Genomic DNA, 25,075 nt, shown 5'->3' with positions numbered 1-25,075 from the left:
ACAGATGAATACTATTTAACAGCATCCTTGAGCGCCTTACCAGGTTTGAAAGCTGGTACCTTGCTTGCAGGAATTTGAATTTCTTGACCTGTTTGTGGGTTACGGCCCTTACGAGCGGCACGTTGACGTACTTCAAAGTTACCGAAACCGATTAATTGAACCTTGTCACCTTTTGCTAAACTAGCTTGGATTGATTCAAATACTGCATCCACAGCTGATGTAGCGTCTTTCTTAGTCAAACCAGTTGCTGCTGCAACATTGGTTACTAATTCTGCTTTATTTGCCATGAGTGTATTCACCTCCCTCAAAGATAGGTATGTAAACCATTGCAAGTCGAATTCTCACAAATCCGGAATGCTGAAATAACGCCGTTTGCCAACATCATTTCTTTTTCAAAGATAGCATAAGAATGCCGTCATTGCAATGGTTTTGCCCAATTTAGTGTCGATAAACGCCGAAAAATCAAGATTTTGTTAAGAATTGCTGATTTTTGGGCTATTTTCGGCTGCGTTTGATGATTCTGATTGGTGTTCCGGTGAAGTCAAAATTATCACGAATTTGGTTTTCAAGGAACCGGACATAAGAAAAATGCATCAAGTCCGGATTATTCACAAACACCACAAATGTTGGTGGCCCGGTCACGACTTGGGTCGCATAATAAATTCGCAGTCGTTTGCCATTAACCGTTGGGGTTGGATGAACAGCGACCGCCCCCATAATGACATCGTTGAGTGCTGAGGATTGAACACGCTTCTCATGATTGTCATAAACCTGTTTGATTAATGCCGGTAGTTTTTCGATTCTTTGCTTAGTAACGGCTGAAACGAAAATGATGGGCGAATATGACATGTACTGGAATTCATTTCTGATCAGGGTTTCAAAGTCCTGTTGCGTGTGGTTGGTCTTTTTGAGCGTATCCCACTTATTCACCACCGTGATGATTGCTTTTCCAGCTTCATGAGCGTATCCGGCAACTTTCTTATCCTGCTCACGAATGCCTTCTTCGGCGTTCATGACGAATAAGATCACATCACTTTGGTCAATGGCTTTCATCGCCCGCATGACACTATATCGTTCAGTGTTTTCGTAAACCTTCCCGCGTTTTCTGATTCCAGCCGTATCGACCATCGTGAACTTGATACCATCCGCCTCAAAGCGGGTATCGATTGCGTCTCGAGTGGTTCCGGCAATATCTGAAACAATGACCCGGTCTTCACCCAAAATGGCGTTAACCAGTGACGACTTGCCCACATTGGGCCGGCCAATAATACTGAACCGAATATCATCGTTATCCGTCTTTTCATCGGTCTTTGGGAATTTTTCAACAACCTTGTCGAGTAGATCTCCCAATCCCAGACCATGCACTCCGGAAATCGGCATTGGATCGCCAAATCCCAGTGAATAAAACTCATAGATATCTTCACGGCTCTCAGGATTATCGACCTTGTTAACCGCTAAAACAACCGGTTTGTCACTTCGATAAAGAATTTTGGCGACTTGTTCATCTTCTGCGGTAACCCCTTCCTTACCGCTGACGATAAAGACAATCACGTCCGCTTCGTCGATGGCAATTTCGGCCTGACTCTTAATCTGGGTTGCAAATGGTGCATCACTGATTTGAATTCCACCAGTATCGATCATTGCAAATTTAGTTGCCAGCCATTCACCATGAGAATAAATACGGTCCCGGGTAACACCCGGGGTATCTTCAACGATTGAAATTCGATCACCGGCAATGCGGTTAAAGATAGTCGATTTTCCCACGTTTGGGCGGCCAATAAAAGCCACTGTTGGCAATGCCATGTAAATCCCTCCTTTGCTTGGTTAATTCAGAAAGAAAGGAGCTGGGACAAAACTTGCGTTTTGTTTCCAGCCCCTTTTCATGATTAAAATAATTGATTATTTGTTATCATCGTCATCATTGTTGCCGGACTTCTTCAATTCGTCTCCAATGATATCGCCCAAAGTAAAGCCGGTTTCTTCTTCCGGTGCATTACTGATGGAACGGTCGTTAGACTTCCGTGAGCGTGATGGTCGGTTGTTTGACTTCTTTGGCTTGGCTTCTTCTTCAGGAGCATCGGTCAAAGCTTTGATTGATAATGCCAAACGCTTTCGGTCAGTGTCAACATCAAGAACCTTAACCTTAATCTTCTCGCCAACCTTCAAAACATCAGCAGGTGTATCAATGTGCTCATGGGCAATTTGGGAAATGTGAACTAATCCCTCAACACCTGGGAACACTTCAACAAAGGCACCGAAATCAACCAGGCGCTTAACTGTTCCTTCAAGAACACTGCCAACTGGAGCTTTTTCTTCGATTCCGTCCCAAGGTTCTGGAAGAGTTTGTTTGATTGAAAGTGAGATTCGGTTACGGTCGAAGTCAACGGATAATACCTTAACTTTAACTGTTTGGCCAACCTTTAATACATCTGAAGGCTTGTCAACACGTTCGTAAGCAATTTGAGAAACATGAACCAATCCGTCCATGCCGCCGAGATCTACGAAAGCACCGAAGTTGGTAAGACGAGCAACGGTTCCTTCAACAACGTCACCTTCGTGAAGAGTTTGCATTAACTTTTCACGTTCTTCAGCTTTTTCAGCTTGAACAATTGCCTTGTGAGACAAGATCAGGCGATTTTCAACTGGATCAATTTCAATAATCTTCAATTCAAGTTCTTGACCCTTGAATTGGTTTAAATCATCAACGTAATGGTCAGAAATCATTGAAGCTGGCACGAATCCACGGACACCGGCATCAACAACCAAGCCGCCTTTAACAGCTTGGCTGACTTTGGCAGTAATCGTTTCATCATTCTTTGACTTTTCAGCCAATTCATCCCAAACTTTGCGGGTTTCCAAACGCTTTGAAGAAAGCAGGAAACTGCCGCCTTCCTTGTCGCTGCCGATTCGAGAAGTAACAACCAACTTGAGCTTGTCACCCTGCTTGATATCGTCAACATTTTGGTCAGACGAAAGTTCACGTGGGGGAACAACGCCTTCAACACCGGAGCCTTCAATACCCACGATTAATTGTTGACTGTCATCTTTGGCCAATACTTCACCGGTGACAACATCGCCAACCTTTACTTCATTAACGCTGTTTAAAGCGTTTAATAAATCATTTTTATCATTATTTGCATTTTCACTCATCAAACAATTCCTCCTTGAAACAACTCTAATCATAATTTTATCTTAAATTGAACAATATTACCAGTCAATTGACTAATTAGTTGTTATTTCAGTGTTTTATTTATCACATCGGCAATCTTTGAAACCACCTGATCGATAGAAAGTGACGTTGTATCAATTTCTACAGCGTCTTTTGCTTTGGTTAGTGGTGAAATCTTTCTATGAGAATCTTTATAATCTCTGGCTTCAATTTCCAATTGTAGTTCATCCAAAGGGGTATTAATGCCTTTTTGAATGTTTTCTTTATATCGGCGCTGTGCCCGTTCGGCAACACTGGCAATCAGGAAGATTTTAACTTCGGCGTCAGGTAAAACGGCCGTCCCGATATCTCTTCCGTCCATGACAATGCCACCGTCTTTAGCGATTTCCTGTTGTTGAGCACTGAGCTGCTTTCGAACTTCGCCAATGGCAGCGACTGCCGAAACTGAATTGGTGACATCTTCTTGACGAATTGCCTCGGTAATTTCTTTGCCGTCAATGAAGACCTTTTGTCCGTCATCACTGGGTTCAAAAGTAATTTTTGAGGCATGGACAATTTTGCCGATCTCGTCAACGTCGTCAAAGGAGACGCCCTGACGAATTGCCTGCAGTGTAATTGCCCGATACATGGCACCGGTATCGCAGTAGATATAGTGAAATTGCTTTGCTACCCGCTTGGCGACAGTACTTTTACCAGCGGAGGCCGGCCCATCAATTGCTACTTGTAATCCATTTTTTCGCATTCTAACATTCCTTACCTGACATTATTTTTGAGTGATTCTTTAAAGCTACCGCACCCGAAGCCGTTGCCCCGGATACAGCTTGGAATTGGCATTTAGCCCGTTCATCCGCATCAGCTGTTCAGTGGTCAAACCGTTATTATAAGCAACCCGAAACATCCCCTGGCCGGCCTTGACAGTGGCGTATTGATGGCCGCTGGCAGCAGTCGTCTTGTTAGTCGTTGAACTGCTGGTTGCCGACTGGGCGTTACTAGATTGCACACTGGAAGCAGACGATGTCGAGCTCGAGGCTTTCGGTTGGGTTGAAGCGGCTTTACTGGCCGACTTTGGCTGCTCTTTCTTTACAGCTGGCTTGGCTTTGGCTGAATTCGATTTGGCTTTGGCCGCTGAAGAAGATTTTTTTTTTGCGTTATCCTGTCGGACGACCCTGACAGACGAAGACGCGGCACTCTTTGAATCATTGCCCATCGCACTTTGGCGAACCAGGCCGTAAACCAGCGCAACCACCGCAACGATAATGATTAACGCCGCTAAGACCATCGTAATCAGATGGTGATTTTGGCTCTGCTTTCTAAGTTTGACTCGCGAAAGATTACCATTTTCATCACGATCCTCAGAAAATGTTTGATTCCAGGGCTGATCTTCGTCAGTTTTTTTATGTTCATCATTCGAATTCATATTGACCCCCCTCTTGATCAGGATATAGACAAACTTATTTTATCATTAATTCACTTAAATTTACCTTAATTTTTTGATAAAAACAGCTGGTCAATGACTTGCTGCCAGCCTTTGGTTTCGTTTTGGCCGGATTTTTCCGGTTGAATCAAATATTGCCGGTTAAAATCCTGCCAGCGATTCCAAAAATCGACATCGTGATCGCAGCAAAATGCCGGGTTCCGCTCGCCATCCGGGACTGTTTCATCAAAATACTTCAGCAACTCATCACGCCGACATTTTTCCGTGTAGACGTATTGGACCATCGCCCCCAGTTCCTTCACCCGCCGAGTACGAGCATGATCAAAGATCGATTTGGCCTGCTCAAACGAGTCGCCGCTGTCATGATAATACTTGACCACCCGAAACTGATCATCGGTGGCTAATGCCTTAGGATGCTGATACAAATAACGCAATAGGCTTTCATCCGGGATCGTATGGTCGATCAGACCCATTTGTAGGCTGCGGTCATTGGGTTCATACATCAAAATTGCCAACCCCGGTTGTTGATCTCTCCCGCAGCGACCAATTTCTTGAACGTAGCTTTGAATGTTCGCCGGCAGGTGGTAATGAATGACAAAGCGGATGTTATCCTTGTCAATGCCCATTCCAAAGGCACTGGTGGCACAGACAATGTCCAAATTCCCTGCCAAAAACTGCTGTTGAATGTGAAACCGCGGCTGACTGTCCATCCCCCCATGATAAGCCATCACCCGGCGATTGGTTTCATTCGTCAACGTGTTGGCAGCCTGCTCGGCTTTACTCTTACTGGAAAAATAAATGATTCCAGGTCCATTGAGCTGCTTGACCAGTTCAATCAGAGCAGCGTCTTTATCATGTTGATTGGCAAAAATTTTCGCACTTAAAAATATGTTGGCTCGATTGACAGGCAAGACAATTTGGTGAACGTCCTCGAATCGAAAATTCATATGCCGAATAATATCTCGCCGAACCGGTTGGGTAGCAGTGGCTGTCATCATTAACGTCAGTGGCCGCCCCAGCATCTCCCGCACCGTCCCTAATTTGAGGTAATCCGGGCGAAAATCGGGCCCCCATTCAGAAATGCAGTGGGCTTCATCGACGACAAACAGGCCGATGCTCAGCCGCCTCAACCGCTGTTGAACCTGGTCATTTGCCAGCATTTCCGGAGAAACATAAATAAACTGGTAACGATTCAAATGATTTAAAATCGCCATTTTCTCTTGAAAATCTAACGCGGAAGTCAACGCAACCACCCGTTTGGATCCCAGAAATTGCAGTCGACTGACCTGATCCTGCATCAGAGAAATCAGCGGTGACACAATCATGACCCGTTGATGGGTGATTGCCCCATACATCTGATAAAGTAAAGTTTTGCCGCCGCCTGTCGGCAGAATCGCCAAGGTATCCTGATGGGCCAACAGATTCTGTAAGATTTTTTCTTGGCCCGGCCGGAAGGTGTCAAAGCCAAAATATTTTTTTAATTCACGTTTGAGATCAATGACCATCTGTCGTTTTACTCCTGTATATCTGAAAAAGTCGAAATTGGAAAAATGCCAATTGATTAACCACCTGACTGGCATCTTGGAAAGACCACTCGCCCACGTTTGCTGGCTGATGAGCTACTAGTTGATTCATCAAATCTTCTGAAATCAGGGTCCTATATGGAAACTTCGCCACCGGGGTCAGGATAGCTGCCTCCAAGAGATGTTCATAAACCGTTGTCAGCTTGATGTGACGTTGAGTTGCGATGGCGTGGGGATTTCGATCCGCTTGCCGGACAAACATCTTAAAGGTGGTTTGAGCACTGTTGGAGATAATTGGTTTGGCCAATCCGGCAGTCAATGGTGCAAATAAACTCGTCTTTCCTGCGCGCATGACTTTTTCCAGGAGCATCCCATACAACTGCAGCCACTGCAATTCGATAATTGTGGTCGGCACGTGGCGTTTGACTGCCACCTGCTCAGCTGTCAATCCTGAGAAGTCATGTCCAACCAGGCTTTGAACGAAGAGATCAGCCAGTTCATCCTGGTGGAGGTCACTCAAAAAGCTGTTTAACAATTGGCGGAAATGTTCCGGTAGATGGTCCTGCTTATGATCAATAAACCAGCGTTTTAACAGCTGATCTTCAAAATAATTAATTGACTGGGGATAGTATTGATTGTTACCATAGCTGAATTCTGAAACAATTTGGGTGGCAAAACTGAACCGCCGCATGAATTTGGCCACATCATAGCGCGACGAAACTGCCAGGGATTCGAGAGGCAGCAGCTGATTCAAATAAGCTTGCTGCTGTTCGACCCCCTTTGCAGTCAATTGGATTCTGAAGTCATCATCGGCTTGAGCCAACCCGTTGGCAGACAACTGGGCCAAGACTGGCTGGTCTTCACCGAAGTCGGCACCGTGGAGAACGTCGATAAAATCAAGCATCCCATATTCCAGTGCCCAGTATAAATTGGAAACAGTGCGGCGCCCCCGTAAGGTGTTTTTAATCGCCTTCACCCGCCGAAATTGCCGATCACTACCAAAAATTAACATGAGAATGCCTAAGTCCATGAACTACCTCCGAAACAAAAAGCCAGTCCAAACCCGCAAGTTTGTCCCAGCCTCTAAGATTACTCACTATTCAATTATACTATATCAAACAAATTTTGAATGGTTCTATCCACATTTAGCGAAGTTTTAAGCGTGGCAGGAAACTGTTCTTGATTAGGTAGAACACACCACCGACGACAATTCCTTTGATGAAGTTAAATGGTACAACACCGGACAAAATGACGGTTGCCAGTGGAAAGCCTAATTTCATGCCAATCAGGTTCATGTATAGGGGAATAACTCCCAGCCAGTTGGTCAATGACATGATAATTGTCAAGGCAATGGCCATGGTCAAAATTACCAGCCCTGCTTTCTTCCACCCCTTGGTAAATGAGAAAAGCCGGTCAGCCAGGTAGTATGCCCAAATGAGCACCAAAGATGAAACCAGGGATGAACCGACACCAATGAAGTTAATCACGTCGGCACCAGTCGTTACCCAGTAAAGCAAGGCCTTCAAACCAGCAATCGTCATGCCGCCAACCGGTCCAAACAAGACGGTTCCCAGTAAAATCGGCATGTCTGCCAAATCCAACCGCATGTAAGGCACGATTGGAATAATCGGCACTGACAAAAACATCAAAACATATGAGAGTCCCGCAAACACGGACATCTCAACCAAACGCGTTGTTGCAAACTGCGTATGCTTACCACTATTTTCCATTGAAAAAACCTCTCCTCCAATGGTCAATCTTCAAAATAATGCCCTGACAAAAAGAATTTGTCAGGGCATTACAAAAAATGTAAAATTTAATCTTCTACATACCAGACTTTACTGTCGGCACTGGAATTTCACCAGCTCAGCACGATCACTCGTGAGTCGCGGACTATCACCGCCGGTCGGGAATCACACCCTGCCCTGAAGATAAACCAATTTATTTAATTCAAATATAGCAGAACCAAGGCAAATGTCAACGATTTGTCTTGCCCGTCAATTCCTTTAATTCTTCGACTTCATGTGGTTTCAACGGCCGATAATCCCCCGGCTGCAAGCCTTTCAATGTCAAAAAGCCATAGGTTTCCCGGCTTAATTTTTCAACTGGGTGACCAATTTTTTCAAACATGTTTTTGACTTGGTGATTCCGACCCTCATGAATCGTCAATTGGACAATCGACGAGTCCTTGTTGGTGCGAATCAGCTTGGTCTTGGCCTTGGCCGTTTTTCGATGCTCGATTACCACACCCGTCCGCAAGTGTTTGAGGTCGTCATTGGTCACAATTCCCTTGACCTTGGCGACATAGGTTTTTTCAACCTCGTACTTTGGGTGGGTTAATTTGTTGTCCAGGTCGCCATCGTTGGTCAATAATAACAGGCCAGACGTGTCATAGTCCAAGCGGCCGACCGGATAAATTCGTTCGGGAACCTCTTCTAAAATATCAACCACGGTCTTTCGATGCTTGTCATCGGTTACCGCGGTGATGACCCCTCTGGGCTTGTAAAGCAGGTAATAGACTGGGGCTTCTTTTGAAATCGGCACTTCATCGACTTTCACCTCATCGTTTGGGGTGACTTTGGTTCCTAGTTCTTTAACCACCTCGCCATTGACCTTAACGTGTCCTTTGGCAATCAACTCTTCAGCCTTCCGTCGGGACGCAACTCCCGCGTGTGCAATCACTTTTTGTAAACGTTCTTCGTTCATACATCCACCTCCTAATTTTCTTTATCAATCTCTTTGTTAAAACGGGTTAATAGTGAATCACTGGTATCATCATCCAAGACTTCATCCTTTGGCAATGGCGGCAAATCTTTCAACGACTTCAACCCAAAATAATCCAGGCCAAAATTAGTGATCCCGTATTGTTTGGGGTTGCCGACCTCTTCTTTGACCCCAGTCACTTCAATCAAATCTTGATTGACCAGCCGGTGGAGAATCGCCGAGCTATTGACCCCTCTGATCTGATCAATTTCAATTCTGGTAATCGGTTGGTTATACATAATAATTGAAATGGTTTCCAATGCCGCTTCCGACAGAACCCGCGGTTTGGCATCGTTGACATAATCGCCCACTAGTTCTGACAATTCTTCCTTGGTTCCCAGCCGATACACATTGTCGCTGACGAACACCTTCAAGCCGCTGTCTTGATCTTGGCTATATTTTTGGACAATTTTTTCCAGCAGCTGCCGGCAGGCGGCCACCGTTAACGCGGTCCGCTGGGACATTTGCCGCAACGTGATGCCTTGGTCCCCCGAGGCGTAAAGCAGTGCTTCAATTTTTGCCAGATTACTGATCAAGGTATCCAGGCCCCTTTCGAATTTCAATGGTCGATTGTACGGTTGGTTGATTGAGCTGGACTTCGTTATACTTGGCCATTTCCAAAATCGCCAGAAAATCAGTGACGACCTCTTCTGTTTGAGTTGAATTGGCAACCAATTTATCAAAGGAAATCCGGTTATCAGTTTGGTTTAACAGCTCGCGCACCCGTTGACTCTGGCCTTCGATCGTAAAGGACCACTCATGAATCACCGTCGACATGGGTTGATTATACTTGAAGTGTTTCAAGGCATCCACGTAGCTGGCCATGATGTCGCCGCTGTTGAACGGAGATGGCTGAATCAATTCCGCTTTGGTCGGCGGGACGCTCAACTCGGAGCGGGTAAAACTCTCCCGCCGTTTCATTTCCCGCTTTTTCATGCTGGCCGCCACCAGTTTGTACCGCTTATAATTCAACAACTGGGACACTAATTCCTCACGGGGATCGGCCTGCTGTTCATCCGGTTGATCGTCAGTAATCGTCGGCAGCAGCATCTTTGATTTGATGACCATCAGCTTGGCAGCCATCACAAAGTATTCGCCAACAATTTCCAAATTCAATTGCTGGGCATCATAGATATACTGCATGTATTGCTCGGTAATCTTTGAAATCTGAATATCATAAATATCCATCTTGGATTCCTGAATCAAATGAAGGAGGACTTCCAGTGGCCCGTCAAAATCATTCAAATGTAATTCTGGCTGCTTGACTTCAGGCATGATTAATCGTATTCTCCCATTTTTCCCAGGCGGCTCGATTTTCAAAGCCGACCACAATTTGATATTTTGGATATAAATCCTGGAGGTCGTCAAAAATCCGGTTATAGTTCCCCTGACTGACGCTTTGCGGGGTTAACACCAATTGATGAACCAACAGCTGGTTTCCTTGAAGTTCAATTCCGACTAAGCCCGACCAATTATTGGATGGGTCCCGCCATAAATAAATCAGTCGGTCGTCTTTGGCGGCGTACCAGCTCATTTCTTGGGCAACCAGATCCATGTTCTGCAGTTCGGAAACCAACGAAAAGAGGCCCATGGTGATCTTTTCATAATCTTTTCGGTATTGATATAACATGTATTCAACCTCTTTCGTTATGCTCGCGGATGATATTTATTATAAACTTCCGTTAAATGCTTATGAGAAACGTGGGTGTAGATTTGAGTCGTCGAAATATCGGAATGCCCCAACAGTTCCTGAACGATTCTTAAGTCGGCCCCGTTTTCAAGCAGGTGGGTCGCAAATGAATGCCGCAGTGTATGTGGTGTGACATGGCGTTTGATGCCGGCCTGGTTGACATATTTTTTAATCATCTGCCAGATTGCCTGGCGGGTCAGTTGGTGACCGTGGGCATTTAAAAATAGGAACTCTGAGTTGGGCCTTCCCGAAAGTAGTTGGACACGCGTCGATTGAATGTATTGATTCAACCAGTCGATCGCCACGTCGCTGATGGGGATGATCCGCTCTTTGTCGCCCTTCCCAATTGTCTGCAGCAAGTTCATCGGCAAATGCAAATCACCCAACTTCAAGTTAACCAGTTCACTGACCCGCAGGCCGGTGGCATACAGCGTCTCTAAGATCGCGCGGTCGCGCAGACCTAATTTTTTATGAGTATCCGGCATCGATAGTAACTGATTAACTTGGGCCACAGTCAAAACGTCCGGCAGTGTCTGGGCCTTTTTAGGCGAATCAACCTTGAGCATCGGATCGTCAACAATCACGTGGAATTGAACCAAGTACTGGAAGAACCGCCGTAATGTCGAGACCACCCTGATAACCGTGTTCCGGGCTTTATGCTGCCGTTGAAGGGTTTCTAAATAATCCAAGATGACAAACTGGTCAATGTCAGCAATTGATTTGGCGTGTTTGTCAAAAAAAGCACCGGCCTCCTGCAGATCCTGCCGATAACTTTTAATTGTATTATCTGAAAGGCCGCGTTCGACCCGTAAATAATGAAGATAGTCCTCAATTTGTTCGTGCATCATAAAAGCCTACTTTTTCAAGGAAATGTGGCCATCAGCTTGTTCGATCAGGTTTTCCTTCAGCAGATGTCCCAACGCCCGTTTGAATGCGCCTTTACTGATACCAAAGTAATCTTTGATGGAATCCGGCGTACTTTTATCACTGAACGCCAGTTGTTTGTCGTCGGTATGTTCAATGGCCGCCAAAATCATCTGAGCGTCTTCACCAATTTCTTGGTAAGCCCGTGGCTTGGTGGAAATATTGACACTGCCATCCCGGAGCATGCCAATCACTCTGGCTTCAACTTCCTGTCCCAAACGTGGTTCCATGAGTCGTTCGTCAGGATGCAGAAAAGCCAAATTGTAATCCTCGGTCAACAAGCGCGTCCCGGAAATCTTCAGGCGGTATGCCCGAGCCTTAAGATTTTTGTTCTGCAGATCATCCTTGGCCGGCTTGGCAATTGCCGCAAAGATTTCTTCGTCAGCTAAGTGACCCCAAATTCGGTTCTTGTTATCCACCGTCAAATCAATCAGCAGTTGATCACCGTCTTGCGGCCACAATGACCGGACTGTCGGCAGTTCATCAATTGAGACAACGACGTCTTTATTGGGCAGGCCAATGTCGACAAAGACCCCTAAACCAAATTTTTCCTTCACAACGGTCGCAAAACCGTAATGATCACGACGGATATCCGGAATGTTTCTGGTTATTTGCATTTTATGCTGTTCATTTTCATACGTAAAACCAGTGAAAGACGCACCGATTCGCAAGGGTTTCTTGAGCTCAGTCTTATCAAGGAGAAATGTTTCTCCTTCAATCTGAACGTAATAGTCCTTGTCATTTTCATCGATGACCTTACCGGTTACAACTTGCGCAATAATATTATTCATGCTTATCTCCGATCTAATCGAGCTTAATCTTATTTTACACGTTTTTCAGTGAAAATTCGACCGCCCTTATCATAACAGGAAACAGGTCCGAACGGATTAACCGCCCGGACCTGTCATGATTAATTGTGATTACTCACAAGTTAAATTTAGATTGATGATGAAGCACCATGGTAAATAACGCCCCGATGTGAATCAACGGTAATCAATTCACCGTCAGAAATCTTGCTGGTAGCATCAGCTGCACCAACAACAACGGGGATTCCCATTGAAATACCAACAACAGCTGCGTGTGAAGTCAAGCCGCCGGTTTCAACAACTACGGCGCTTGCCTTTTCAATAGCTGGTAAGTATTCTTTGTCAGTTGACTTAGTAACCAAGATACTGCCTTCAGTTACTTTGCTCTTGGCATCAGCAGCGTTTTTAGCAACAACCGCTTTACCAATAACAGTCTTGTCACCAACTCCTTGACCTTGAACCAGCTTTGAACCGATCAGTTGGATTCTCATCAAGTTGGTGGTACCACTCTCACCAACAGGAACTCCGGCAGTAACGATAATCAAATCGCCTTCCTTAGCTAAACCAGTTTCGAGAGCCTTCTTTGAAGCTAATTCAAAGATTTCATCAGTGCTCTTAACTTCGTCAACCAAGATTGGGTGAACACCCCAGTTAACCATCAAACCGCGACGAGTACGTTCGTCGAAAGTAATGGCCAGGATGTCAGCATCTGGATGATACTTGGAGATCATTCGTGCAGTGTAACCAGAACGGGTAGCTGCAACGATGCAGTGAACGCCTAATTCTTTGGCAACACGGGCAACTGAGTCACCAATTGATTCAGTAACATCACTTGAGTCAAATTCTGGACGTGGGGTACCAAATTCGCTAAAGGCATTTTCAGCCTTAACATCGATACGAGCCATCGTTTGAACTGATTCAACAGGGTAATCACCATTAGCACTTTCACCAGAAAGCATCGTTGCATCAGTACCATCAAAGACGGCATTGGCAACATCAGAAGCTTCGGCACGAGTAGGACGTGGGTTTTCCTGCATTGAATCAAGCATTTGAGTAGCGGTGATAACCGGCTTGCCAAGTTGGTTACATTTCTTGATCAAAGTCTTTTGGACCAACGGAACGTTTTCTGCTGGAATTTCAACACCCATATCACCACGGGCAACCATTAAACCATCAGATACCTTGATGATATCGTCAAAGTTGTTGATACCTTCTTGTGATTCAATCTTAGGGAAGATTTGAACATGTTCCATATGCTTTTCTTCAAGCAATTCACGGATGTCCAAAACATCTTGGGCTTTACGAACGAATGAAGCAGAAATGAAGTCAATGTCATTGTCCAAACCAAAACGAATATCATCTGAATCTTTTTCAGTGATACCAGGCAGGTTGATTGAAACGCCGGGTGCGTTAACACCTTTACGTGAACCAAGAGTGCTGTCGTTTTGAACAGTGACAACTAATTCTTTGTTAGCATCGTCTTTTTTAGTGACAACAGTGTCCAACAAACCATCATCGAAAAGAACATGGCCGCCTTCGTGAACATCGTCAAAGAGTCCAGGGTAAGTAACCGCGATCTTGTCTTTAGTACCCTCAAGACTTGCGTCCATTGAAATACGGAAAACATCGCCAGTGTGGAATTCGATCTTGCCGTCTTTTTGAACAGTTGTCCGAATTTCAGCACCTTTGGTATCAAGCATAATTCCAACAGTCTTGCCAGTCTTCTTTTCAGCTTCGTGAACCTTGTTCATACGATCAAGATGTTCAGGGTGGTCACCATGTGAAAAGTTAAATCGGAAAACATTAGCTCCAGCTTCAATCAGCTTAGTAATTGTGTCTACATCAGTACTTGCTGGGCCTAATGTACTTACGATCTTAGTTTTCTTCATAAGTAAAATCTCTCCTTCGGTTTTTGGGCACGCAACACCTTATTAAAATGTCGCAAAACAATTTAAATAACGCATCGGTATCCTTTTAGATTTCAATCGTATTTTATCACTTTTTAAGCGGGTTGTCGCCCACCTTTTGGGGGTAAGCGGGCTTTCCAGCACCGACTTGGAATGGCAAAAGTTAGGTCTACCGCAAATGAAAGCCTTTACGTAATGAACCTGACTTCTGAAAAATTATTCCAAAAATTTACTTATAAACCACATTATTCCTGCCAAAGATTGTGATTAATTGCTCTTTGGTTTCAGAACTTGGATTTAGCCACAGCTTGTCCTCGAGCTGCCAAGTTTTTTTGGTTTCTGTTTCAAAAACGATAACCGGGACCTGGCCGTGATATTGGCTGCTCAGGTCGGCCAGTTTGTGAAACATTGTATTTTTGTCATGTTCGCGATCAATTCGCAAATACCATTTAGATTGCTGTTTTGATCGCTTGAGGTTCATCAGGGCGTTAGCCGCCGGCTGGATGTCATTGGCGACCACCTGAAGATCGTTGACTTTCTCGACGTTACCTTTGATCAAAATCACCAAATCTTTGTGAAGCCATGACTGGGTCTTGGTAAATAAGTTGGGAAAAACAGTCACCGAAGTCTGCCCCACCTGATCATTACCGTCTAAAAAGGCCATTTGTTTGCCGGTTTTGGTCCGAATAATCTTAACCTTGGTAATGTAGAGAATCAAGTAAATATTTTTCATACCTGAACTCAACGTAGCGGTTGTCTCAGCATTTAATCGCTGTGCCAAGGGGGCAAATCGTTCTGTCGGGTGACCAGATAAGTAAGCCCCTAAATAAGCATTTTCTTTTTCCAGCTTGTCCATCAGAGGCATCTCGGGCATCTTTGGCATTTTGGGCTCCAATGCTTTGAACAAGCTCATCGAATTGCCGCTTAATTCAACGGAGCTGATAAATTCAGGGGCGGCAGCGATTAATTCGGAACGGTTAAATGGAAAAACATCCAATGCGCCGGCATAAATCAAGGCATTGATCAATTCAACTTTGCGGTACTTGCCGGGCAGGCGGCTCAAAAAGTCCGGAAACGACTTAAATGGCCCGTTTTGTTGTCGCTCAGCCAATAAATCCACTACCATGTCGTGACGCACGCCTTTGATTGAATCAAGGCCAAACACAATTTGTTGATCTTGAAAGGTAAACCGGGCTTCACTATGATTAATATTTGGGCCAACAACCTTGACCCCCATTGATTTGGCAGCTTGGATGTATTCCTTGACCTTAACCGAATTATTGTTGACCGAATTTAACAGGGCAACGTGAAATTCGCCTGGGTAATAAACTTTCAAGTAGGCTAATTCATAAGCCATCTTGCTATAGGCAACCGCATGGGATTTGTTGAAGCCGTAGTTGGCAAACCGCTCGATATAGTCAAAGACCTTATTGGCGACTGAATCTGAATATCCCCGCTGTTTGGCGCCGGTCATGAACTGAGCCTTCATTTGTTCCATCACGCCAAGCTTTTTCTTACTCATCGCCCGCCGTAAAATATCAGCTTGACCTAGAGAGAAACCGGCCATTTTGGAAGCGACCAGCATCACTTGCTCCTGATAGACAATTACGCCATAAGTCGGCTGGAGAATATCTTTGAGCGAGTCGTCCGGGTAGGTTAACGCTTCATGATTGGTTTTTCGCTTAACCACCTCATCAATGTTCTGCATGGGTCCCGGTCGATAAAGCGCGTTGACCAGGGCAATGTCTTCGAACCGTTCGGGATGCAGACGCCTCAGGACATTTCGAATGCCGTTGGACTCAAATTGGAAAATGCCAGTCGTGTCCCCGTCGGCGAATAATTGAATCGTCTTGGCGTCATCCAAGGGCACAGCAGAAATGTCCAGAACCTTTCCGGTGGTTAGTTGAACCTGCTCCAGGGCATCACCCAAAATTGACAGATTCCGGAGTCCCAGAAAATCCATTTTCAACAACCCAACCGATTCAACATAATCTTTGGAATACTGAGTCATCAACAGCCCTTCGTTGCCATTTTGAAGCGGCACTAAATTCACCAGGGGATCGTCGCTTAATACCAGTCCGGCAGCGTGGGTCGAATAGTGTCTTGGCAAGCCTTCCAGCGCTTGGGCGGTTTGGTAGAGTGCTTCATTGAGCGGACTGTCAGCCACCAGATTCTTCAGTCGCTGGGAATTCGCCAAAGCGTCTTTGAGGGTCACGTGAAATGCGTTGGGAATGGCCTTACTCCACTGATCTTGCTGGGCAGTATTCAAGCCAAACACCCGGCCGACATCTCTGATCGATTGCTTCGCTGCCAAAGTGCCAAATGTGATGATTTGGGCAACCCGTTTGTGACCGTATTTTTGATGGACATATTGGATGACTTCATCGCGTTTGTCGTCTGGAATATCCAAATCAATATCCGGCATCTGAACCCGTTCAGGATTCAAGAAACGTTCAAACAGCAAATCATATTTAATTGGATCGACGTCGGTAATCGTTAAGGTATACGCCACTAATGACCCAGCGGCCGATCCACGCCCAGGGCCGGTAATGATGTCAGTCTGGTGAGCGAAATTAATCACATCCCAAACAATCAAGAAGTAATTATCAAAGCCCATCGAATGAATCACTGATAACTCTTGATCCAGCCGGCGATGATAAGGGGTCGCATCTGTAATCTGATTTTTCTTTAGTCGATCCGCCAGTCCCGTTTCGCAAAGCTGGCGCAGGTAAGTTCCGGAATCGATACCGTTTGGTGTGTCGAATTGGGGCAATTTGGGCTGCTGTTTCTTAATCTCGACATTGCAATCAGCGACAATTTGGTCGACTTGCGTCAGCGCGTCAGCGAGGTGAACCTGACGGTATTGAGCCTCAATTTGTGTCGCCGGACGCAGCCAGTAGGGCCCCACTTGCTTACTGAATTGGGCCACGTTGGCGATTTTTTCTCCCGCGCCGATATTTTTTAGAACCTGCATGGAAAAATAGTCGGTGGCGTTTAAGTATTCAACTGGCGAATCCGCCACCAAAGCAACTTGCTTGTCAGCCGCCAGCTTACTTAACATGTCATTTAAGCTGTCCGAGGAATGGTAGTCGACACCGATTTTAAGGGCATTAGGATCAATCCCGAGGGATTTGACCTGATCAATCAAATCAGCAGCGTCATCAGCCCGCCCTTGTAGAAGCAGGTCATTCATTTCTGCTGCCGGCGGCAAAATCAGAACTAAATCACTCAAATAGTCACCTAACTGAGAAGCTGTCAATTCGGGCATGGTCATCTTTAATGTTGATAATTTGAGAAGATTGGCATATCCTTGCTGGTTTTTGGCAATCAGCACCCACCCATATTCTTTATCGGTCAAAATCAAGCCGGGCAGCTGCAAAGTCAGACCGATCAGTGGCTTAATGGCGGCCTTTAAACAAGCGTCGTAGAATTCCACGGCCCCATACATCACGTTGAGGTCAGTTAACGCTAACGCCTGATAACCGCGATCCTTGGCTTCAGCAATCAAGTCCGCAATGCGAATCGGACTCTGCAGTAAACTGTATGAACTTATGACTTGCAACGGAACATAACTCACAGGATTGCCCTTCTTTCTTAATTAAAATTATACCAAATATATCAAGCCCACATTCAAATTGGCAAATTAAATAAATGATGATTTTTCACAAAATATATGCTAAAATGCTATTGATTGTGAGGTGGCATTAGACATGAAACTTATTAGTTCAAATATTGTAGCTGTTTTGTGGGCATACATCTTTGGAGAAATCATTGGTTACATAGGTTCCGCCCTCGAAGTTCGAACGTGGGATCCTTCCCAAATCGGAATTGCTGCCGCAATTACTGCATTTATTGCCGTAAACGGTATCTATCTGATCAGCAAGGATTCAGCAACATCAAGTAAATCAAAAGAATAGTTTTTCGAAACGTTAAAAGGCTATGGCAGATTTTGCCATAGCCTTTTTGTTGTCTCAATCAACTTTACTGGTGTGTGTCAAAGAACTGCAGCAGACGTTCAAAAACAACTTTCCGATGCGTTTCTTGAAGAACCTCATGCTTCATATGCGGCTCTTGCAGACTGATCACATTTCGATAGCCGATCCTATGCAGCGTTGCAACCGTGTCTGCCAAGCCCTTCTGACCACCACTGAACTTATCTTCACTGCCGACCAAACTCAGAATTGGCAGTTGTGGATTGTGACAGTCAAATTTTTGAAGGCGTTTCAGGGAATAATCGCCCTGCCACAGTGTTACCAAACTTTTAACCGGATATTCATCCATCATTAACGGATCTGTACTGACCCGGTGAATGTTTGCCTGATTATAGCTCAACCAGGAATGATCCCCCGGAGTTAGGCCGGAAATTTTAGATAGCAAGGACCATTTAGCATCTTCAGAATGGCATTTCAAAAAGACCCAACCAATGAATAAGCCAAGCGGCACCACCGGAATATAGTTGGTGGTCCCGGTTAACGCAACCGCATTGACTTCCTGGTCGTGGTGCTGTAAATACAATCTCGCCAAGATAGAACCAAAAGAATGACCAAACAGACTGACCGGCAGATTGGGATACCGGGCTTTGATGAATTGGGTAACCAACAGCTGATCATGGATTAATTGCGGCAGACTGCGCATCATCCCCCAAGGGTCATCGTCGGAAACTGATTGGCCGTGGCCGCGATTATCTGAGATCACCGCAACATAGCCATGGTCACTCAAAAACCGGCAAAATTCATAATACCGTTCCTTATGCTCCAAGGCGCCATGAATAAGTTGGACAATTCCCTTTGGATGATCAGCGGGAAAATACGCCACGGCTAATTGAGTTTGATTTTCAGTTGGAAGCTGGTAATTAATCGGCACACCGAATTCCTCCCCAGGTAGCTTGGTTTAAATCTGTGCGTCAGCAGGTAATTGTTCAGGAACAAAGCTTAACTGATCGTTATCAAGGTTAATGTGAACTACGCTATGAGGCTTGATCTGATCAGCCACGATCATTCGTGCCAGCGGAGTTTCCACGACGTTGGTCACATAACGCTGAAGCGGTCGAGCCCCATATTGCGGTTCATAGCCGTTATTGGCAATCCAGCGTTTGGCCTCGTCAGAAATTGACAATTTGATGTCTTGAGCCTTGGTACGGCCAGATAACTGATTAATCAGCTTCTGGACAATCTGTTCAATATCGGCCTTCGTCAACGGTGTAAAGGTGATCACATCATCGATTCGATTCAGAAATTCCGGTTTGAACGAAGCTTTTAATAATTGGTTAACCTGCTGTTGGGCTTTTTGGGAAATAACCCCGTTCTCATCGGTGCCTTCAAGCAAAATGTCTGAACCTAAGTTAGAAGTCATGATTAAAATGGTGTTTTTAAAATCGATCGTCCGTCCCTGACTATCCGTCAAACGGCCGTCATCCAAGACCTGCAGCAAAATATTAAAGACATCTGGATGTGCCTTTTCAATTTCGTCAAATAAGACAATCGTGTATGGATTGCGCCGCACGGCTTCAGTTAACTGACCGCCTTCTTCATAGCCGACGTACCCCGGAGCAGCGCCGACCAAGCGGGAAACCGATTCCTTTTCCATATACTCAGACATATCAATTCGAACCATGTGATTTTCCGAATCAAACAAGTCTTCGGCTAAAGCTTTGGCTAATTCGGTCTTACCGACTCCGGTAGGCCCCAGGAACAAGAATGAACCCAGTGGCTTGCTTGGGTCTTGAAGGCCAGCACGTGAGCGAATAACGGCATCTGAGACAGCTGTGACTGCAGCATCTTGGCCAATTACCCGTTTGTGCAGATTGTCTGCCAAGTGCAGCAATTTCTTTCGTTCACCCTCGACTAATTTGGTGACCGGAATGCCGGTCTCTCGGCTCACTACCGCCGCAATTTCATTGGCGGTAACAGATTCGCTGACCAGCCAATCGGAATGCTGATCGTTATCTTCAAGCTTCTTCAAATCGGCTTCCAACTGCGGAATGGTTCCGTGCTGCAACACGGCAGCCTGATTTAAATCATAGGTGTTTTCCGCCTGTTTCAATTCATTCTTGGCCTGATCGAGTTGTTTCTTTTTGTCGGAAATTTTCTTAATAGCTTCCTTTTCCTGCGACCAACGGGCATTTAACTGGTTGACTTTTTCCTTAATATTGGCCAGTTCTTCTTCGACTTCTTTCAGCCGCTTCTTGGATGCCTCATCGGTTTCCTGCTTGAGAGCAGCTTCTTCAACTTCCAGGCGCATCATCTGGCGCTTTGATTGGTCAAGTTCAGTTGGACTGGAGTTCATTTCGACCCGAATTTCAGCGGAGGCTTCGTCAACCAAATCAATGGCTTTATCCGGCAAATAGCGATCGGTAATATAACGGTCAGATAGTTTGGCAGCAGCCACCAACGCGTTGTCATGGATTCTGACGCCGTGGTGAATTTCCAAACTTTCGGACAAGCCACGCAGAATTGTCACCGTATCTCCAACGGAGGGTTCGTGGACCATGACCCGTTGGAAACGACGCTCAAGAGCCTTGTCTTTTTCCATGTACTTCCGGTATTCGTCAATCGTGGTGGCCCCAATTAAATGCAATTCGCCACGAGCTAACATCGGCTTTAGGATATTGCCGGCATCCATACTCCCCTCAGCTTTACCAGCACCGACGATGTTATGAATCTCATCGATGAACATGATGATTTGGCCCTCGGCTTTTTTGACCTCTTTTAACACCGCCTGCAATCGCTCTTCAAATTCGCCCCGGTACTTGGCGCCGGCGATTAATGATCCCATATCCAATTGAAAAATGGTTTTATTCTTCAAGTTTTCCGGGACGTCGTTAGAGGCAATTCGCATTGCCAAGCCTTCAACGACCGCCGTTTTGCCGACACCGGGCGCCCCGATCAGGACCGGGTTATTCTTAGTCTTTCGGGAAAGAATCCGAATCACATCGAGAATTTCCTCGTCCCGACCGATAATTGGACCGAGCTTATTGTCACGGGCAGCCTGGACTAAATCCGTCCCATATTTTTCAAGTGATTGATAACTGTCCTCTTGATTCTTGGTCGTCACCTTTTGGCCGCCACGAATTTTTTCCACAACGTTGCGCACCTTTTGCTCGGTAATACCTTGTTGAGAAAGATAATCGGCAAATTTGTCACCGTGTAACTGCATCACAGCAATCGTTAAGGTGTCAACAGCGATGTAGGTATCGCCAAATTCATTTTTAATCTGTTCAGCATTCTGCAACAGTTCGTATAAATTGGAAGAGAGTGACTGACCATAATTAATGTTGCTGCCTTCAACCGTCGCGATGGCATCAATTTCAGCATCCAGTTCATCATTCAGATCTCCCAAATTCAATCCGAGTTGAGAATAAATCTCTCGGGCCAACTCGCCGGGTTGAACCAAGAATTTGAATAAATGGGCCACGGTAATGTTTTGCTGTTTTCGAGTAGCCGCAATCTGTTGGGCCTGAGAAATTGCCTGCGTGACGGCTTCCGTTAAATTATCAGGATTCATTAAATTATCACCTTATTAATGTATTTTAGTTGACTAATGTTTCAAGAATTCGTTCTAATAAAAAGGTTCGAAACAAAAATCATTCTTTTCATTCCAAACCACTAACGCTATACTATCAAATTTTGAATGCCCTGAACAATAATTTGACCTTTTTTGACCTATTACTTTTCAGCGTATAATTTGGCGATTTCCAGTACCACGTCAACCGCTTTTTCCATGGTTTGCTCAGACACGTATTCAAAACGGCCATGCATATTCTCACCGCCAGCGAAAATATTCGGCGTCGGCAGTCCCATGTAAGAAATCTTAGACCCGTCCGTTCCGCCACGAACCGGGAAAACATGCGGTGTAACGTCAACGTTCTTCATCGCCTGTTCAGCAATTTTTACCGGTGTTGGATCCTTTTTGATAATTTCTCCCATGTTGTAATACTGGTCCTTGATGGTCACCTTAACCCGGTCCTCACCAAAGTCACTGTTCATCTGGTTGGCAATCCCCTTGAAAAGTCGTTTTCGAGCTTCAAAGCGATCTCGATCATGGTCACGGATGATGTAGCCCATTTCGGTGTGGTCGACGGTTCCCTGGAAATCATACAGATGGAAGAATCCCTCCCGATCCTGGGTCTTTTCAGGACGGTCAAAGTCAGGTAAGGCGGCGTGGAAATCCATTCCAACTTGGATGGCATTGACCATAATACCCTTGGCCTCAGCTGGATGAACATCGGTTCCTTTGATCACGACTTTTGCATCGGCGGCATTAAAGGTTTCGTAATTCAAATCCCCAAGTGGGCCGCCATCGACGGTGTAAGCAACATCTGCGCCGAAATCTTTAACGTCAAAATGGTCGGCGCCGGTACCAATTTCTTCATCCGGACCAAAGGCAATCTTAATGTCGCCATGTTTGACTTCCGGATGGGCTTGTAAATAAGTGATTGCAGCAACAATCTCTGCTACGCCGGCTTTGTCATCAGCACCCAACAACGTTGACCCGTCCGTGGTAATCAGGGTTTGGCCTGCATACTTCTTCAAACTTGGAAAGACTTTGGGGTCCAGCGTATATTCACCCTTCTCATCAAGTTTAATGACAGAATGGCCATCATAATTCTCAACAATTTGTGGTTGAATATTTTCAGCATTAAAATCAGCCGTATCAATATGTGAAATGAAGCCAACGGTTGGAACGGATTTGTCGACGTTTCCTGGAAGCGTCGCAAAGACATAGGCACTTTGCTCGTTGGTGTGAACGTCTTTTAAGCCCATTTTAGTCAGACGATCCTTTAGTTGATTCAAAAACTCTGTCTCTCTATCAGAGGACGGAATGCTCGTTGATTGAGGATCAGAACGGGTATTAATCTTTACAAACGTTAAAAAGTTGGGAATTAATTCGGCGTATTTTGCCATGACAGTTATCTCCTTTTATCTACATAAATGTGAATGGATCGGTATTGATGGTTGACTGATAAATAGCCAGCTGCCAGTGATACTGGTCGGACCACTGTTTGAACAGCTCGGCCAATTTGGGAATACAAATACTTTCAATGTGGTGGCCAGGGTCGATCACCGGGAAATTGGCAGCCAACATGTCGTGGCCGGTATGATAATAAACATCCCCGGTGACATATGCGTCGGCGCCCTTCTGCTGAGCCAAGTGGAAGAACTTGCCGCCATCGCCACCAAGAATGGCAACTCGTTTGATCGGCTGAGCCAGGTCAGAAGCGATTACCCGAAGGCCGGAAACCCCAAAGGTCTGCTTACAGTCTTCAGCCAATTCCTGGACAGACATGCTGTGCGGCAAATCACCGATTCGACCCATCGTAAAATGGTGCTTCTTGTCTTCCAGGCGAATCAAATTGTAAAGTGGTTTTTCCAGCGGATGAACATCTGACAAAGTCTTCAGAACTTGATGAAGATTTCTTTCGGGAACTTCAAATTCCAATCGCGAGTCTTCGATTTCATTTGGTTCACCGGCAGTCCCCATGGTTGGATCGGCGCCGGCCTTGGGAACATAGTAGACTGTCCCGTCAATTTCGTAGGTGTATCCACTGTACTGAGCGGCACTGGCTTGCGCACCGGCATCGACAAGCGACATTCTAACAGCCGTCGCATAGACTTTAGGCACTTGCACGGTTAATCGAAAGACCGATTCATCATAGGCAGGGACCATCCCACTTAGATTGTTTAACTGAAGTGCTTCGGCAAGCCAATCATTCATCCCACCGTCAGCAGCGTCCAAATTAGTGTGGGCAGCGTAAACAGTGATGTGGTTGGCAATTATTTTAGCGTACATCGCATTTTGCGGGTCATCGAGATCAAGATTATGAGCTGGATGAAACATCACCGGGTGATGAGCAAAAATAAAGTCAACGTGGTTGGCAATCGCCTCATCGACGACTTCCGGGCGAACATCCAAAGTGGTCATGACTTTGTGAATTTCCTGATTGAGTGAACCGATTTGTAAGCCGACCGGATCATTTTCCATTGCCAACTTTTTGGGGGCAAATTGCTCAAATCTTTCAATTAACTGCTTAGCTTTCAACCTTGATCACCTCATTGATTAGTTTAATTTCTGCCTGAATGGCCGCCATTTTTGCCGTATCGGGAGTGGTGGCCTGACGCATATTCTTAATCACCCGCTTTAGCAGGCCAATTTCTTCCTGCCATTTTTCAACGAACACCGGCGATTTTTCTTGTAATAAAAATGGACCAAACTGAAGGGCCAATTTTGAATAAGTGACGGGTTTGGCGGCCTTTTTAGCCGTAATGATTTCATAGATATGGCCGTCTTCTTTTAGGATCTGCTCAGCAAAGATTCGATATTGATTGGCCATCAGCCAGTTTCTGACGACCGGTTCGCCGACGTTGGGTTGGAGAATCAACTTTTCTTTTCCGGTTAATTTAGCCTTACCAGCTTCCAAAATGTGGGTAATCAGGTTGCCACCCATGCCGGCGATGGTGATGGCATCAATGTCGTCGCCGGGTTCAATGGCTGCCAAGCCATCGGCAAGTCGGGGATGAAGGATATCCAACAAATGGTCCTTAGTAATTTCTGATGTCGCGTTGGCAAGCGGTCCTTTGGCAACCTCACCGACGACGCCATAGTCGATAATATGATTTTGAGCCAAGTGAATCGGCAGGTAGGCATGATCCGAGCCAATATCTGCCAGCCGGCTGCCAGGTTCAACGTGGTCACTGACCGTTTGTAGTCGTTTCGATAAATGCGTGCTATTCATATTTTGCTCCTCATTTTGTGTATAAATTCATTATAAATTATCCTAATGGAAAATGACAGATTCCGAGAGGCATTTTACTTGGAAGGGCCATTTTAGCGGACAAAAAAAGTTGGAACACCGAAGTGC

General features: G+C 45.4%; 22 protein-coding genes and 1 riboswitch. Of the genes, 1 reads left to right on the top strand and 21 read right to left on the bottom strand.

Features of this window, described 5'->3' with window-relative positions:
- Positions 1-11: 11 nt before the first annotated feature.
- The 16 genes from KE627_RS11315 to dnaE all read right to left on the bottom strand — a co-directional run bounded on the left by KE627_RS11315 (position 12) and on the right by dnaE (position 17,794).
- Positions 12-287 (bottom strand): HU family DNA-binding protein, encoded by a 276-nt coding sequence (locus KE627_RS11315; protein WP_013727856.1) that lies wholly within the window; start codon positions 285-287, stop codon positions 12-14.
- A 208-nt stretch (positions 288-495) separates the two neighbouring features.
- Positions 496-1,803, bottom strand: coding sequence for a ribosome biogenesis GTPase Der (gene der, locus KE627_RS11310; RefSeq protein ID WP_013727855.1), 1,308 nt, complete (start codon positions 1,801-1,803; stop codon positions 496-498).
- A 96-nt stretch (positions 1,804-1,899) separates the two neighbouring features.
- The gene (gene rpsA, locus KE627_RS11305) at positions 1,900-3,150 is read right to left on the bottom strand and encodes a 30S ribosomal protein S1 (RefSeq protein ID WP_013727854.1); all 1,251 of its coding nucleotides are present in this window, start codon (positions 3,148-3,150) and stop codon (positions 1,900-1,902) included.
- 83 nt (positions 3,151-3,233) lie between these two features.
- Positions 3,234-3,911, bottom strand: a complete 678-nt coding sequence (gene cmk, locus KE627_RS11300; RefSeq protein ID WP_013727853.1) for a (d)CMP kinase — start codon at positions 3,909-3,911, stop codon at positions 3,234-3,236.
- Positions 3,912-3,956: 45 nt separating this feature from the next.
- A complete protein-coding gene (locus KE627_RS11295; RefSeq protein WP_013727852.1) occupies positions 3,957-4,586 on the bottom strand; it encodes a LysM peptidoglycan-binding domain-containing protein in 630 nt (209 codons plus the stop codon).
- A 65-nt stretch (positions 4,587-4,651) separates the two neighbouring features.
- A complete protein-coding gene (locus KE627_RS11290; protein WP_056938596.1) occupies positions 4,652-6,109 on the bottom strand; it encodes a RecQ family ATP-dependent DNA helicase in 1,458 nt (485 codons plus the stop codon).
- Positions 6,099-7,157 carry a helix-turn-helix domain-containing protein gene (locus KE627_RS11285; protein ID WP_056938595.1) on the bottom strand — a complete coding sequence of 353 codons (1,059 nt, stop codon included), beginning with the start codon at positions 7,155-7,157 and terminating at the stop codon, positions 6,099-6,101. The genes KE627_RS11290 and KE627_RS11285 overlap by 11 nt, the downstream gene beginning before the upstream one ends.
- Positions 7,158-7,272: 115 nt before the next feature.
- A complete protein-coding gene (locus tag KE627_RS11280) occupies positions 7,273-7,857 on the bottom strand; it encodes an ECF transporter S component (RefSeq protein WP_013727849.1) in 585 nt (194 codons plus the stop codon).
- 85 nt (positions 7,858-7,942) lie between these two features.
- Positions 7,943-8,064, bottom strand: a riboswitch (FMN riboswitch).
- 40 nt (positions 8,065-8,104) lie between these two features.
- Positions 8,105-8,833 (bottom strand): pseudouridine synthase, encoded by a 729-nt coding sequence (locus tag KE627_RS11275; RefSeq protein WP_014939933.1) that lies wholly within the window; start codon positions 8,831-8,833, stop codon positions 8,105-8,107.
- A gap of 11 nt (positions 8,834-8,844) precedes the next feature.
- Positions 8,845-9,426, bottom strand: a complete 582-nt coding sequence (scpB, locus tag KE627_RS11270; protein WP_013727847.1) for an SMC-Scp complex subunit ScpB — start codon at positions 9,424-9,426, stop codon at positions 8,845-8,847.
- Entirely contained in the window at positions 9,416-10,165 is a 750-nt protein-coding gene (locus KE627_RS11265) for a segregation and condensation protein A (RefSeq protein ID WP_056938594.1), read from the bottom strand. The genes scpB and KE627_RS11265 overlap by 11 nt, the downstream gene beginning before the upstream one ends.
- Positions 10,158-10,520 carry a hypothetical protein gene (locus tag KE627_RS11260; RefSeq protein ID WP_013727845.1) on the bottom strand — a complete coding sequence of 121 codons (363 nt, stop codon included), beginning with the start codon at positions 10,518-10,520 and terminating at the stop codon, positions 10,158-10,160. Before KE627_RS11260 ends, KE627_RS11265 begins: the two co-directional genes overlap by 8 nt.
- A 17-nt stretch (positions 10,521-10,537) precedes the next feature.
- Complete coding sequence (gene xerD, locus KE627_RS11255) at positions 10,538-11,425, bottom strand: site-specific tyrosine recombinase XerD (protein ID WP_041805642.1); 888 nt, start codon at positions 11,423-11,425, stop codon at positions 10,538-10,540.
- A 9-nt stretch (positions 11,426-11,434) separates the two neighbouring features.
- Positions 11,435-12,295: a CvfB family protein gene (locus KE627_RS11250; RefSeq protein WP_014939930.1), complete on the bottom strand. Its 861-nt coding sequence runs from the start codon at positions 12,293-12,295 to the stop codon at positions 11,435-11,437.
- 146 nt (positions 12,296-12,441) lie between these two features.
- Positions 12,442-14,199 carry a pyruvate kinase gene (gene pyk, locus KE627_RS11245; RefSeq protein ID WP_013727842.1) on the bottom strand — a complete coding sequence of 586 codons (1,758 nt, stop codon included), beginning with the start codon at positions 14,197-14,199 and terminating at the stop codon, positions 12,442-12,444.
- A gap of 247 nt (positions 14,200-14,446) precedes the next feature.
- Positions 14,447-17,794, bottom strand: coding sequence for a DNA polymerase III subunit alpha (gene dnaE / locus KE627_RS11240; RefSeq protein WP_013727841.1), 3,348 nt, complete (start codon positions 17,792-17,794; stop codon positions 14,447-14,449).
- A 133-nt stretch (positions 17,795-17,927) separates the two neighbouring features.
- Here dnaE and KE627_RS11235 point away from each other — a divergent pair, with 133 nt between their 5' ends.
- A complete protein-coding gene (locus tag KE627_RS11235; protein WP_013727840.1) occupies positions 17,928-18,134 on the top strand; it encodes a DUF2929 family protein in 207 nt (68 codons plus the stop codon).
- A 64-nt stretch (positions 18,135-18,198) separates the two neighbouring features.
- Here the strand turns inward: KE627_RS11235 and KE627_RS11230 are convergent, their stop codons facing one another.
- The 5 genes from KE627_RS11230 to KE627_RS11210 all read right to left on the bottom strand — a co-directional run bounded on the left by KE627_RS11230 (position 18,199) and on the right by KE627_RS11210 (position 24,949).
- Positions 18,199-19,080 carry an alpha/beta fold hydrolase gene (locus KE627_RS11230; protein WP_056938593.1) on the bottom strand — a complete coding sequence of 294 codons (882 nt, stop codon included), beginning with the start codon at positions 19,078-19,080 and terminating at the stop codon, positions 18,199-18,201.
- 27 nt (positions 19,081-19,107) lie between these two features.
- Complete coding sequence (clpB, locus tag KE627_RS11225) at positions 19,108-21,720, bottom strand: ATP-dependent chaperone ClpB (RefSeq protein ID WP_013727838.1); 2,613 nt, start codon at positions 21,718-21,720, stop codon at positions 19,108-19,110.
- Between the two features lie 161 nt (positions 21,721-21,881).
- The gene (pepT, locus tag KE627_RS11220) at positions 21,882-23,120 is read right to left on the bottom strand and encodes a peptidase T (protein WP_056938592.1); all 1,239 of its coding nucleotides are present in this window, start codon (positions 23,118-23,120) and stop codon (positions 21,882-21,884) included.
- Between the two features lie 19 nt (positions 23,121-23,139).
- Positions 23,140-24,255 carry a Nif3-like dinuclear metal center hexameric protein gene (locus KE627_RS11215; RefSeq protein WP_013727836.1) on the bottom strand — a complete coding sequence of 372 codons (1,116 nt, stop codon included), beginning with the start codon at positions 24,253-24,255 and terminating at the stop codon, positions 23,140-23,142.
- Entirely contained in the window at positions 24,245-24,949 is a 705-nt protein-coding gene (locus KE627_RS11210) for a tRNA (adenine(22)-N(1))-methyltransferase (protein WP_056938591.1), read from the bottom strand. The genes KE627_RS11215 and KE627_RS11210 overlap by 11 nt, the downstream gene beginning before the upstream one ends.
- Positions 24,950-25,075: the final 126 nt, after the last annotated feature.

It is taken from the genome of Lentilactobacillus buchneri, from assembly GCF_018314255.1.
Classification (GTDB): domain Bacteria; phylum Bacillota; class Bacilli; order Lactobacillales; family Lactobacillaceae; genus Lentilactobacillus; species Lentilactobacillus buchneri.
The sequence above is the reverse complement of the archived record's forward strand: the minus strand, read 5'-3'. Positions and strand labels throughout refer to the sequence as shown.

Coding starts and splice junctions, on each gene's coding strand:
- pyk (WP_013727842.1), bottom strand. CDS start 14,199: ATGAAGAAAACTAAGATCGTAAGTACATTAGGCCCAGCAAGTACTGAT.
- KE627_RS11280 (WP_013727849.1), bottom strand. CDS start 7,857: ATGGAAAATAGTGGTAAGCATACGCAGTTTGCAACAACGCGTTTGGTT.
- KE627_RS11315 (WP_013727856.1), bottom strand. CDS start 287: ATGGCAAATAAAGCAGAATTAGTAACCAATGTTGCAGCAGCAACTGGT.
- cmk (WP_013727853.1), bottom strand. CDS start 3,911: ATGCGAAAAAATGGATTACAAGTAGCAATTGATGGGCCGGCCTCCGCT.
- KE627_RS11275 (WP_014939933.1), bottom strand. CDS start 8,833: ATGAACGAAGAACGTTTACAAAAAGTGATTGCACACGCGGGAGTTGCG.
- KE627_RS11290 (WP_056938596.1), bottom strand. CDS start 6,109: ATGGTCATTGATCTCAAACGTGAATTAAAAAAATATTTTGGCTTTGAC.
- der (WP_013727855.1), bottom strand. CDS start 1,803: ATGGCATTGCCAACAGTGGCTTTTATTGGCCGCCCAAACGTGGGAAAA.
- pepT (WP_056938592.1), bottom strand. CDS start 23,120: ATGGCAAAATACGCCGAATTAATTCCCAACTTTTTAACGTTTGTAAAG.
- KE627_RS11285 (WP_056938595.1), bottom strand. CDS start 7,157: ATGGACTTAGGCATTCTCATGTTAATTTTTGGTAGTGATCGGCAATTT.
- clpB (WP_013727838.1), bottom strand. CDS start 21,720: ATGAATCCTGATAATTTAACGGAAGCCGTCACGCAGGCAATTTCTCAG.
- KE627_RS11265 (WP_056938594.1), bottom strand. CDS start 10,165: ATGCCTGAAGTCAAGCAGCCAGAATTACATTTGAATGATTTTGACGGG.
- KE627_RS11210 (WP_056938591.1), bottom strand. CDS start 24,949: ATGAATAGCACGCATTTATCGAAACGACTACAAACGGTCAGTGACCAC.
- KE627_RS11260 (WP_013727845.1), bottom strand. CDS start 10,520: ATGTTATATCAATACCGAAAAGATTATGAAAAGATCACCATGGGCCTC.
- rpsA (WP_013727854.1), bottom strand. CDS start 3,150: ATGAGTGAAAATGCAAATAATGATAAAAATGATTTATTAAACGCTTTA.
- KE627_RS11235 (WP_013727840.1), top strand. CDS start 17,928: ATGAAACTTATTAGTTCAAATATTGTAGCTGTTTTGTGGGCATACATC.
- KE627_RS11295 (WP_013727852.1), bottom strand. CDS start 4,586: ATGAATTCGAATGATGAACATAAAAAAACTGACGAAGATCAGCCCTGG.
- xerD (WP_041805642.1), bottom strand. CDS start 11,425: ATGCACGAACAAATTGAGGACTATCTTCATTATTTACGGGTCGAACGC.
- KE627_RS11250 (WP_014939930.1), bottom strand. CDS start 12,295: ATGAATAATATTATTGCGCAAGTTGTAACCGGTAAGGTCATCGATGAA.